Below are 10,891 nucleotides of genomic sequence, written 5' to 3' on the forward strand. Positions count from 1 at the left end.
GGGGTTGTCGGAGTCTCGTCGGTCGGGGCGTCCACCCCTCCATGCACACTCCAAGAACTCCTGCGCGGCCCACTCTTGTGGCATATACCCACACCATGCCTTCCGCCCTGACCGCCTCCGAGATTCGAGAGGCGTTCCTCAAGTTCTTCGAGGAGCGTGGACACCGCCGCGTCCCGTCCTCCTCGCTGGTGCCCGCCAACGACCCGACGCTGCTGTTCACCAACGCGGGCATGGTGCAGTTCAAGGATGTCTTCACGGGCCGCGAGCGCCGTGACTACAGCCGCGCCACGACGTCGCAGAAGTGCGTGCGCGCCGGCGGCAAGCACAACGACCTCGACAACGTGGGCTACACGGCGCGCCACCACACGTTCTTCGAGATGCTCGGCAACTTCTCCTTCGGCGACTACTTCAAGGCGGACGCGATTGCGTACGGCTGGGAGTTCGTGACGAAGACGCTCGGCCTTCCCCCCGCGCGGCTGGCCATCACCGTGTTCAACGGCGAGGGCGGCATCCCCTGGGACGAAGAGGCGTTCGAGCTGTGGGCGAAGCAGGGCGTCGCCCGCGAGCGCATCTACAAGCTCGGCCTGAAGGACAACTTCTGGTCCATGGGAGAGACGGGCCCGTGTGGCCCCTGCTCTGAAATCCACTTCCACCAGGGCGACGACATCCCCTGTGTCGAGGAGGCGGCGGGCAAGAAGTGTCAGGGGGTCGCATGCGACTGCGACCGGTGGCTCGAAATCTGGAACCTCGTGTTCATGCAGTTCGAGCGCAAGGAGAAGGACGCGCCGCTGATTCCGCTGCCCAAGCCGTCCATCGACACGGGCGCGGGCCTGGAGCGCATCGCCTCCGTCGTGCAGGGCAAGCGCTCCAACTACGACACCGACCTGTTCCAGAGCATCATCGCGAAGGTGGTGGAGATCTCCGGCAAGCCGTACTCGCAGGAGACGGGCGCGTCCCACCGCGTGGTGGCGGACCACAGCCGCACCGCGGCGTTCCTCATCGCCGACGGCGTGCAGCCCTCCAACGAGGGCCGGGGCTACGTCCTGCGCCGCATCATGCGCCGCGCCATCCGCCACGGCACGCTGCTGGGCCTGGACCAGCTGTTCTTCTTCAAGGTCGTGGACCGGGTCATCGAGCTGATGAGTGACGCGTTCCCGGAGCTGCGCGACAGCCGGCCCTTCATCCTCAAGGTCGCCGAGCACGAGGAGGAGAGCTTCCGCCGCACGCTCAACCGCGGCATGAAGATGATCGACGAGAGCGTCGCCCGGCTGAAGCAGTCCGGCGAGAAGCTCATGTCCGGCGCGGACGTGTTCCTGCTGCACGGCACCTACGGCTTCCCGTGGGACTTGACGCAGATCATCCTGCGGGAGCACGGGCTCGACGCGGACCTCCCCGGCTTCGAGGAGGAGCTGAAGAAGGAGGCCGAGCGCAACGAGGGCGGCAAGCTCACCAAGGACAAGGCCATCGGCGACGTCTACCTCAAGCTCATCGAGAAGCTGGGGCCGTCGGAGTTCCTGGGCTACGAGGGCGAGGGCCACGAGGGCGAGGGCAGCATCCGCGCGCTGATTCGCGACGGCGTGGAGGCGGTCCAGGCGTCCCAGGGCGACAAGGTGGAGCTGGTGCTGGACCGGACGCCGTTCTACGGCGAGTCCGGCGGCCAGCTGGGCGACACCGGCGACATCGTGGGCCACGGCGGCAAGGCGAAGGCCAAGGTGCTGGACGCGCAGCGCCCGGTGCAGGGGCTCATCGTCCACACGGTGGAAATCACCGAGGGCACCTTCAAGGTCGGCGACATGGTGCAGGCGGCGGTGGACGTGGAGCGGCGCAAGGCCATCCGCGCGAACCACTCCGCGACGCACCTGCTGCACAAGGCGCTCAAGCTGGTGCTGGGCGAGCACGTGAAGCAGGCGGGCTCCGTCGTGGCGGCGGACTTCCTGCGCTTCGACTTCTCGCACTTCGGTCCGATGACGACCGAGGAGTCGGAGAAGGTCGAGGACCTGGTCAACGGCTGGATTCGCGACAACGCGGCGGCGCAGACGCGCGTCATGACGCTGGAGGACGCGAAGAAGTCCGGCGCGGTGGCGATGTTCGGTGAGAAGTACGGCGAGACGGTGCGCGTCGTCACCGTGCACCCGGAGTCCACCGAGCTTTGCGGCGGCACGCACGTCAAGCGCAGCGGCGACATCGGCCTGTTCAAGATTTCGAGCGAGAGCGGCGTGGCGTCCGGCGTGCGGCGCATCATCGCGCTGACGGGCGTGGGCGCGTTCCAGCACGTGCGCGAGCAGGAGCATGAGCTGCGTAAGGTGGCGGAGCTGCTCAAGACGTCGCCCAAGGACGTCGTCAAGCGCGTGGAGGCGACGCAGAAGCGCGTGAAGGAGCTCGAGCGCAAGGTGGAGGAGGTCTCCGTCAAGGCGCAGACGGCGGGCAGCAAGGACCTGCTGGAGCAGGCGCGCGACGTCAACGGCATGAAGGTGCTGGCCACGCGCGTGGACCCGGCGGACGACAAGGTGTTCCGCGGCATGGCGGACCAGCTGCGAGACCGCATCCAGTCGGGCGTGGTGGCCATCGGTGGTGAGAAGGACGGCCGGGCCATCATCCTCGTCGCGGTGACGAAGGACGTGGTGGCCAAGGGCATCAGCGCGGGTGAGCTGGTCCGGGAGATGGCCAAGGAGGTCGGCGGCAAGGGCGGTGGCAAGCCCGACATGGCGCAGGCCGGCGGCCCGGACTCGGCGAAGCTGCCCGCCGCGCTCGACAAGCTGTACGAGCTGGTGAAGGGAGCTGGCGCCGCGTGAGCCCTCGTGTCCGCCTGGCCCTGGTGTCGGTGACGCAGCTCCTGGCCGTGGCCCTCCTGTCGGGGGGCTGCACGAAGGAGGAGCCTGCGTCCGGGGCCCTGGGCACGGCGGACGAGCGCACGCTGCAGAAGCTGCGTCAGGAGGTGGACCGGGTGAACCAGGGCGGCCGTCCCACGCCCGGTCCCGAGTCGACTCGGGGAGACCCGAACGCGCAGCTCGCGGGGCTCGCCGCGGGGTTGGACGATGCGGCGCCCCGGCGGCTGGAGCTGCCGGAGTCGAATGCCACGGTGCACGTGGACACGGTGGCGGTGAAGCTCACGGGCCTGGAGTCCTCGCACTCGGTGAAGGGCTCGGGGAAGCTGAGCATGACGACGGAGGAGCTGTTCCTCCGGGTGCAGTTGGTGACGCAGAACGTGGGTCCCGCGCCGGTGACGATGGATTGGGATGCGGCGCGGGTGGTGGGCGCGCGGGAAGCGACGTATGGGATTGCCCGGGATGCGCAGGTGCTCGCGGGGACGCGTCCGCTGCGCCGCACGTGGGCGCTCGAGGAGCGCTCGGACGTCATCCTCATGTTCGAGCTGCCCCCGCCGGCCCTGAAGGAAGGTGACCTCCAGCTGGTCATCCCGGGGACGGGGGGAGAGGTGCGGATCCCCCTGCGATGAGCGGGCTTGTTCCCAAGCTGCTTCCGCTGCGCATCCGTCTTCCGTACGGCACGGAGGAGGAGTTCATCGACAAGTATGGCTCGAACGTGGCGCGCGGCGGCGTGTTCATCGCCACGCGCGCGCTGAAGCCCGAGGGGACGGGGCTCGCGTTCGAGTTCGTGCTGGCGGATGGGAGCCGGCTGTTGCGCGGCGAGGGCGTGGTGGTGAAGGCGCAGGTGGAGTCGGGCGCGGGGCGCTCCGGCATGACGGTGCGCTTCGTGAAGCTGGACGCGGCGAGCAAGGCGCTCGTCGACCGCGTCGTCGCGCGGAAGGGGCCGCCCGAGCCCGCGCCGCATCAACTGGTTCCCGGGTTGGTGCGCAAGGGACGGCCCACGCCGGCACCCGCGGCACCGCCGGTGAGTCCCGGGGGCTCGAACTCCGAGGCGGCCCGGCCTGGTCCGTCCGAACTGAGTGAGCGGGCGTCGGACGCGGAGGCTGCGCCTCCCGCGCCTGGGTACGAGGCTCCGCGCGATTTCGGTTCGGAGGCGGAGTCGCGGGCCGCTGACGTCGAGGATCCCCGTGACGCGGAATCGGAAGCCGCGTCACCGTCCGCGGGATTTGAAGCATCGCGCGCGGAGCCTGAGCATGAGGCCGTGGCCCGGCATGACGAAGGTTCTGGGACAGGGCCCGTCACTTCGGAATCGACGACGGCGGGCACGGCCGACAACCAGGCGGAGCCGGCACACGCGCAGGTGGATGCGAGCACCGCTCCGCCTCCCGATGCATCCGTGGGCGATACCGGGCTCGACTTCGACATCACCGCGAGCCTGTTCGGTCCCGATGACGACGAGCCCGCCGATGCTTCCGGCCCCCCTGGAGCGCGGCCGCTGACGGCGGAGCCGCTGGGGACGACGGCCTCGCCAGAATCGCGGTCGACTCTCACGGCTGAGGCGCTCTTCGGCGACGACTTCGACGCGCGGGACACCCCGCCTTCATCGCCGACCGCGGAGCCTGCTGAGACAGCGGAACCTGCGACGAGTGCCGATTCAGACTTCATCTCGGAAGCACGGTCCGAGTCGACGCAGCGGCCATCGACTCCTGCCTCGACAGCGAGTGATGCGTCTCGCTTCGAGGCCGTGACGGACGGTTCGGAGCCTTCGACGACTTCGGCTACCGGCGTCGAGGCATCAACGAGCCCCGATGCTGCGGACACGTTGGGCACAGCTCCAACGAGCGATGCCGGGGCCTTCCAGTCAGTCGACCCGACGACCTCTTCGGGGCACGGCACCAAAGGCGTCACCCTCGCCGTAGCATCCGCATCCACGGGCACGACAGAACCCACTCCGTCGACCCAGACCACCGATTCGGTGGAGTCCAGCACCGCGAATGTCTCCAGTGGCCCGGAAGTGCCCCTCAACACGTCCGTGGCCACGGGCAGCACGACAGAATCCAGTTCGTCGACGCCCAGCCTCACGAACATCACCAGGGCCGACGAGGTGTCCTCCATCACGGGCACGACCGAGTCGGCCTCGTCGACACAGCCCACTGAATCGACCACCGTCGGCGCGGCTGGCGTGCCTGCCACTGAGGGAACGACCGAACCGGCGTCGTCGACACAGCCTGTGTCGAACTTCTTCAATGAACCGGAAGTAACGGCATCTACGAGCACGACCGAGTCGGCCGCGGCAGCGCCGACCACTGCATCGACCAGCATCGGTGCAGCGGACGTGACCGCCACCGCAGGAACGCCTGAGTCGGCTTCGGCAACACAGCCCACTCCATCGACCAGCATCGATGCTGCAGGCGTAACCGCATCGACGGGCTCGACTGAGTCGGCTTCGACGACACAGCCCACTCCATCGACCAGCATCGATGCTGCAGGCGTAACCGCATCGACGGGCTCGACTGAGTCGGCTTCGACGACACAGCCCACTCCATCGACCAGCATCGATGCTGCAGGCGTAACCGCATCGACAGGCACGACCGCGTCGGCTTCGACGACCCTGCCCACAGCGCCGAGCGGCATCGGTGCGGTAGGCGTGACCACCACCGCGGACACGACCGAGTCGGCTTCGACACTGCCCACAGCGCCGAGCAGCTTCGAGGCAGCAGACGCGACCACCACGGCGACCACGCCTGAGTTGGCCTCGTCGACACAGCCCACTGAATCGATCGGCGTCGGTGCGGAAGGCGTGACGGCATCCACAAGCCCGACCGATTCGACCCCGACAACACAGTCCACTGCATCGAGCAGCCTCGATGCATCAGGCGCGGCGGCATCCACGGGTACATCCGAGTCAGCCTCGTCGACACAGCCCACTGCGTCGCTCAGCGTCGGTGCGGCAGACACCGAGGGCACGACCGAGTCAGCTTCGTCGACACAGCCCACTGGATCGACCGGCGCAGGTACCGCAGACGTGACCGCCACGGCTGTCACCACCGAGTCGGCCTCGTCGACACAGTCCACTGCATCGACCAGCGTCGGTGCGGCAGACACTGAGGGCACGACAGATTCGGCCCCGTCGACACAGTCCACTGCCTCAACCAGCGTCGGTACGACAGACGCGACCGCCACCACGGGCACGACAGAACCGGGTCAGTCGGCACACGCCACCGCGGCACCGCCCAACAGTACCGGTGCCGCAGGTACGTCCGTCACCACCGCCCCCACTCCCGCGACACGTCCCAACACCGAAGCGCGGACCGCGCCCAGCGACGCCCCGACTCCTCCACAAGATGCCGACACCGCGCGCAATCGCCGCCGCGCGCTGCTCGACGTCCCCGTCTCCGCGCCCACCACCTCCCCCTCGCTCCCCGAGGTCGTCCTCGGCATCGACCTGGGCACCTCTCACGCGCGCGTCGCCGTCTTCCACGACGGCATCGCCCAACTCGTCCCGCTCCCGGGCACCGACGGCCACGAGCTCCCCGCCCTCGTCGCCGTGGACGGCAACGAAGAGCTGCTCATCGGCCCCGCCGCTCAGGTCGAGGCCACTCGCGCCCCACGTCGCGCCGCGCCCGGGCTCATGCGACTGCTCGGCCTGCGCGCACGCTCGCCCCGCCTGCGCACCCTTGCCCCGCAGCTCCCCTTCCCCGTCGCCGCGGACCCGAGCGGGGATGCCTCCGTGGAGCTCGGGGGACGCCTCGTCGCCCCCACGCTCGTCACCGCGCTCCTCCTGCGCGAGCTGAAGCACGCCGCGTCGACGTTCGTCGGCCGCAAGGCCACTCGCGCCGTCATCTGCGCCCCCACCCACTTCACCGACCGACAGCGCGCCGCCCTGCGTGACGCGGCCACCATGGCCGGACTCGATGCCCAGCGCATCCTCACCGCTCCCGCCGCCGCGGCCCTCGCCCACGGTCACAGCAAGGGCCTGGCTCGCAAGCGCGTGCTCGTCGTGGACCTCGGTGGCGGCGGGCTCGGCGTGTGCGTCGTCCAGGTCACCGGCGACGACCTCGAGGTCATCACCACCGGCGGAGACCCCACCGTGGGCGGCCTCGACTTCGACGCCCGCATCGCCGAGGCCCTCGCCAGCGACCTCGCGGCCCAGGGCATCCCCCGCCCCGAGCACCCGCTCGACTGGGGCCCCCTGCGCAGCGCCGCCGAGTCCGCCAAGATGGCCCTCACCGAGAAGGACCAGGTGGACGTCTGCCTGCCCTCGGGAAGCGTCCCCCCGCTCAGCCGCGAGCGCATGGAGGCCCTCACCGCGGACCTCGCCCAGCGCGTGACGTCCGTCGTGCGCGAGGTCCTCGACTCCAACGCACTCTCGCCTCAGGGACTCGACGCCGTGCTCCTCGTGGGTGGCCAGGGCCGCACGCCCCTCGTCCGCCGCCGCCTGGAGGAGAGCCTCGGCGTCCCCGTGCGCGACGACGTGGACGCGCGCGGCGCCGTGGCCCTGGGCGCGGCCCTGCTCGGCCACGGAATCGTGCTCGCCGAGGGCGGCAAGCCCGCCGCCTCCGTCTCCGAGGTCCTCTCCGCCCCCATCGGCGTCGCCGAGCGCGGAGGCACCCAGCGCCGCGTGCTCGAGCGCACGACGCGACTGCCCGCGGGCAAGACACTCGTCATCCCCGTGCCCGCGCCCGGCCCGCTGGAGCTCGCCCTCTTCCAGGGCACCGCGCCGCTCGTCGCGGAGAACGAATACCTCGGCCGCCTCTCGCTCAACGTCGAACGCCCGGGTGAGGTGGAGCTGCACTTCGCGCTCACCGCCGACGCCGCCCTGTCCCTCGAGGCCACGCTGCCAGGCGTGCGCCGCCAGCCTGTCTCCCTCGCCCTGGAGGACCTGGACGACGCGGGGCGCGAGGCGCTCGTCGCCCGCTCGCCGCTGGTGGGCGAGCCCGAGGCGCGTCCCAGTGGCCTTCTCTCCGGGCTGAAGAAGCTCTTCGGCCGCCGCTGAGCGCCCCTTCGTCCGGCTCCTGTCGGACCTTCCGAACCACCGCCGCTCCAGTGGCCTCTCTCTGTAGCCGACTCAACGGATGCCCAGCTTTCCGCTGACCGGATTTACGAGGAGGTAGTCGATGCGACGTTCAATGGTGGGAGGAGTCGCCGTGGCGACCGTGGCGCTGGCGAGCCCCGCGTTCGCGATTGAGGCCCAGAAGGTGGCGGGGGCCCTGGACGTGAGGCAGCAGCCCGAGGTCGGCCTCGACGTGCGATTGGGCCTGGGCAGCTTCACGGGGGACCTGGGCGAAGACGTGGGCGTGGGCCCCCTCTTCAGCATCAACGCCGACGCCCAGGCCTGGAAGTACGTGGGAATCGAAGTCGGCTACGAGCTGCAGCGCATGCCCGTCGACTCGCGGCGCATCGACGATGAGGACGCGGGCCTGTGGCGCAACAACCTGGGCCTGATGGCCAAGGCGGGCCCGCTCATCGACGAGAAGTGGCGGCCCTTCGTCGGCGCCGGCGTGGGCCTGAGCTACGTGGACCCCTCCGACGGCGCGGATGGCGTCTACGACAGCGACTGGATGACCGAGCTCCCGCTCGCCGCCGGCGTGGACTACCGCCTGGGCAGCGTCCTCTTCGCGGGCGCCCGGGCCACCTACCGCCTGCTGGGCGGCGAGAACATGGTGGACCGCCCCGGCACCACCAGCGCCGCCAAGGGCAGCCTCTTCAACGCCAACCTCACCCTGGGCGGCCGCTTCTAGCCCGTCCGCTCACACCGTGCGCAGCGCGAGCACCGTCTCGGGGCGTGGGTCCTTCTCCCACGCCTCGAGCAGCTCCGCCGCCGGCGAGCGCTTCGACGCGGCGACCTCCGCGAGCGGCTCCAACAGCGGCGCATCCGCCGCGTCCAGCCGATTCAGGCCCCGCCGGGCGATGCCCACCATCTCCTCCGCGAGCCGGTACAGCTCGCGCGCGCCCAGCCGCCCCGCGAGGCCCTCGCGCCGGGCCGTGTCGTGGAAGGCCAGGTGCTCCACGTACGTGAGCTTGGGCAACAGCCGCTCCGCCTCGTCCAGCGCGGTGGCGTCGTACAGGATGCCGCGCCACAGGGCCGCCAGCGCGCCCGTCATCGCCGCATTGCCGCAGTCCGCGCCACGCACCTCGACGACCTTCTTCAGCCGCACCTCGGGGAAGAGCGTGGAGAGGTGGTCCGTCCAGTCCGCCAGGTCCGGCGGCTTGCCCTCGAAGCCCTGCTCCATCAACTGTCGGAAGGTGAGCTTCGGGTGCAGATACTGCCCCTGACGGCGCAGGAAGAGCAGCGGCGCGTCCAACGCCCACTCCACATAGGCCCGGTAGGAGAAGGAGCCGTCGAAGAACGCCGGCAGGTAGCCGCAGCGCGTCGGGTCCACCTCATCCCAGACGCGGTTGCGGAAGGACAGATAGCCGGAGGGCCTTCCGTCCACGAGCGGGCTGTTGGCGTACAGCGCGTTCATGATGGGGGACAGCCGGGCCACCACCACCGTCTTGCGGACACAGTCCGCCTCATCCTTCCAGTCGAGCGACACCTGTCCGGTGGCGGTCATCAACATCATGTTCAGCGCCAGCCGACCGCGCTCCGGCAGGGTGCGCCGCATCACCAGGTAGCGGCTCTTGGGCATCCACGGCTGGGTGAACGTGGTCCCCGTGGGCCGGTAGCCCAGGGTGACGAGCCGCAGCCCCAATTCCCCCGCCGCCGCCTTCACCTGCTTGAGGTGGGCCAGGTTCTCCGCGTGCGCCTCGCGCGCGGTGTGGAAGGGGCTGCCGGACAGCTCGAACTGGCCGCCGGGCTCCAGGGAGATGGTGGCCTCGCCGCGCTCGCGCTGCAGGGCGATGACGGGGGAGTCGGGCGTCTCCCGGAACGGGACGTAGCCGTCGGGGGCCAGCCGGTTCAGGAGCGCGCCCACCCCGGAGTCACCCTCGTAGGGGACCGGCTCGGACGAGCCCACGGGGTAGAGGAGCTTCTCGTGCTCGAGCCCCAGGCGCAGCTCGCCCTGGGGTTTCTCGGCGGCGCGAAATCCCGACACCAACATGTCGACGGAGGTGATGGGCTCGGAGGCGGCTCGCTTGAGGTCGAGTGACATGGGCGCGCCCTATATAACGGGGACCTCCGGACCCGCTGTCGATTCGCGCACTGGCCCGCCATGAGCCCTCCCTCTCCCATCCCCACTGTGTCCCCCCAGCCGCGCCTGTCCGATTTCTTCCAGGGGCTGGGGCTCCTCGGCCGAGCCGCGGGCCTCATCCTGCGCTCCCGCCACCTCTTCGTCCTGTCCGCCCTGTGCGCCGTCGTCACCGCCATCGCCCTGGTGGGCCTGGCTTGGCTCCTGTACCACTACGCCCCCCTGGCGCTGGGCTCCGTCTGGACCCAGCCCGAGTCCTGGTACGGCCGAGGCGCCTGGTACACGGTGCTGGTGCTCGCGGGGCTGGTGCTCTGGGTGGTGGGCGCCAACATCGTCCCGCCCCTGCTGCTCGCGCCCCTGCAGGACCCGCTGTCGGAGGCCACCGAGGCCCTCTGTGGAGGAAACGACGGCCCGCCCTTCACCCTGGCCGGCTTCGTGCGGGGCATCACCACGGGCCTGCTCCATACGCTGGCCCGGCTGTTCTTCCTGGTCGCCGGGCTGACGCTCCTGCTGCCCCTGCACCTCATCCCCGGGGTGGGCAGCGTGCTGTGGACGGTGCTGGGGGCCCTGTGGACCATGACCTGGATGGCGGGCGAGTTCCTGGCCGCCCCCATGACGCGCCACCTGTACCCCTTCGCCGAGGTGCGCCGGATGCTCCGCCAGCGCCGCGCCCTCTGCCTGGGCCTGGGGGCGGGCGTCTACCTCCTGCTCTGGGTGCCGATCCTCAATACGTTCTTCCTCCCGGTGGCCATCGTCGCGGGCACCCTCCTCTACCGGGGGTTCCTGAAGGCGGGCCTCCTGCCGCCCCCTCCCGGGGCCAGCCGGGGGGCGCTGCCCTGAAATAAACGCCTCCACCGGCTGTCGGAGCCAGCAGGGCGGGAACGCAGTGCCCGCCAGGGACGTTCTGCCTCTTCAGCGGAGAGTCGACGCCTTGAA

7 protein-coding genes and 1 pseudogene are annotated in these 10,891 nt (G+C 70.3%); 6 read left to right on the forward strand and 2 right to left on the reverse strand.

Features of this window, described 5'->3' with window-relative positions:
• Positions 1-95 precede the first annotated feature (95 nt).
• The 3 genes and pseudogenes from alaS to AC6JA9_RS33095 all read left to right on the forward strand — a co-directional run.
• Positions 96-2,792: an alanine--tRNA ligase gene (gene alaS / locus AC6JA9_RS33085; protein WP_497958357.1), complete on the forward strand. Its 2,697-nt coding sequence runs from the start codon at positions 96-98 to the stop codon at positions 2,790-2,792.
• A complete protein-coding gene (locus AC6JA9_RS33090; RefSeq protein WP_223748106.1) occupies positions 2,789-3,454 on the forward strand; it encodes a hypothetical protein in 666 nt (221 codons plus the stop codon). The genes alaS and AC6JA9_RS33090 overlap by 4 nt, the downstream gene beginning before the upstream one ends.
• Positions 3,451-3,747, forward strand: a pseudogene (locus tag AC6JA9_RS33095) (TIGR02266 family protein); the annotation flags it as partial. The gene AC6JA9_RS33090 and the pseudogene AC6JA9_RS33095, both read left to right, overlap by 4 nt.
• Positions 3,748-3,788: 41 nt before the next feature.
• On the opposite strand, the gene AC6JA9_RS33100 reads toward AC6JA9_RS33095, so the two are convergent.
• On the reverse strand, positions 3,789-6,017 hold the full coding sequence (locus AC6JA9_RS33100; RefSeq protein WP_497960842.1) for a hypothetical protein: 2,229 nt from the start codon (positions 6,015-6,017) through the stop codon (positions 3,789-3,791).
• A 295-nt stretch (positions 6,018-6,312) separates the two neighbouring features.
• Here AC6JA9_RS33100 and AC6JA9_RS33105 point away from each other — a divergent pair, with 295 nt between their 5' ends.
• A complete protein-coding gene (locus AC6JA9_RS33105; RefSeq protein WP_497960796.1) occupies positions 6,313-7,821 on the forward strand; it encodes an Hsp70 family protein in 1,509 nt (502 codons plus the stop codon).
• A 121-nt stretch (positions 7,822-7,942) separates the two neighbouring features.
• On the forward strand, positions 7,943-8,566 hold the full coding sequence (locus AC6JA9_RS33110) for an outer membrane beta-barrel protein (RefSeq protein ID WP_141329484.1): 624 nt from the start codon (positions 7,943-7,945) through the stop codon (positions 8,564-8,566).
• Positions 8,567-8,575: 9 nt separating this feature from the next.
• On the opposite strand, the gene AC6JA9_RS33115 is transcribed toward AC6JA9_RS33110, so the two are convergent.
• Positions 8,576-9,919 carry a glutamate--cysteine ligase gene (locus AC6JA9_RS33115; protein ID WP_483578555.1) on the reverse strand — a complete coding sequence of 448 codons (1,344 nt, stop codon included), beginning with the start codon at positions 9,917-9,919 and terminating at the stop codon, positions 8,576-8,578.
• 60 nt (positions 9,920-9,979) lie between these two features.
• On the opposite strand from AC6JA9_RS33115, the gene AC6JA9_RS33120 reads away from it, so the two are divergent.
• Positions 9,980-10,795 carry an EI24 domain-containing protein gene (locus AC6JA9_RS33120; RefSeq protein WP_497958358.1) on the forward strand — a complete coding sequence of 272 codons (816 nt, stop codon included), beginning with the start codon at positions 9,980-9,982 and terminating at the stop codon, positions 10,793-10,795.
• The last annotated feature ends 96 nt before the right edge of the window (positions 10,796-10,891 follow it).

It is taken from the genome of Myxococcus sp. MH1, from assembly GCF_059738865.1.